Origin of the sequence: Halomonas sp. PBN3 (assembly GCF_000475415.1) — a bacterium.
Taxonomy (GTDB): Bacteria; Pseudomonadota; Gammaproteobacteria; order Pseudomonadales; family Halomonadaceae; genus Halomonas; species Halomonas shengliensis.
Window position 1 is genome coordinate 1 of sequence record NZ_AXCA01000225.1, and the last position, 705, is coordinate 705.

The 705-nt window shown below is 65.0% G+C and carries 1 protein-coding gene; it reads right to left on the reverse strand.

The window, feature by feature from the left end; translation table 11 throughout:
• Positions 1-13: 13 nt before the first annotated feature.
• The gene (locus Q673_RS35245) at positions 14-523 is read right to left on the reverse strand and encodes a chemotaxis protein CheB (RefSeq protein ID WP_023007527.1); all 510 of its coding nucleotides are present in this window, start codon (positions 521-523) and stop codon (positions 14-16) included.
• Positions 524-705 lie beyond the last annotated feature (182 nt).

The window sequence follows — 705 nt, forward strand, 5'->3', positions numbered from 1 at the left end:
GGGATTACCTTATTTATTCAGGAATGGTACGCGTGCCGGTGGCCACCATGCGGCGGCGCACCCGGCGGGTCAGTGTGCCACTCTTGTAGCCCGAGAAATCGATCTCGCGGCGCGCCTTGAGCTTCTCGAACAGGACCTGCGGGATCTCCTCGCTGACCTGAGTGCGCGCCTGTTCGTGAAGACTGGCGAGTTCGGCCAGCTTGGCGGCCATCTGCTGGGGCGCCAGCACGAAATCGGCCACCCCGGCTTCGATCGCCGAGTGCGGCATGCCGCTGTACTTGGCCGAGCCGGGCTCCTGCACCAGGGTGACGCCGCCGGCGGCGAGGATGGTACGCAAGCCCGCGGTGCCGTCGGAGCCAGTGCCGGAGAGCACAATGCCGATCGCCTCGTCATTGGCCTCGGCGGCCAGCGAGATGAAGAAGTCGTTGACCGACGGCTTGGGCACCACCTCGGGCTTGGCCGCCACCAGGCTGAAACGCCCCTCACGCAGGAAGGCGTTGACGTTGGGCGGCACCACATGCACCACCCCTATCCCGGATGTTGCACCGGGTCAGTCAGAAGTCCCCAGATGCCAGGTTCGGTGGGGATAAAAGGGATCTGAGGTGGAGTTTGGCTGCTTTTTGATCAAGTTCCTGTGCTCAGGGCGCACCTCCCCCCACCCCCATGTCTTTTCTGTGCCGGGGGCAGCACGCCGCGACGCTATCC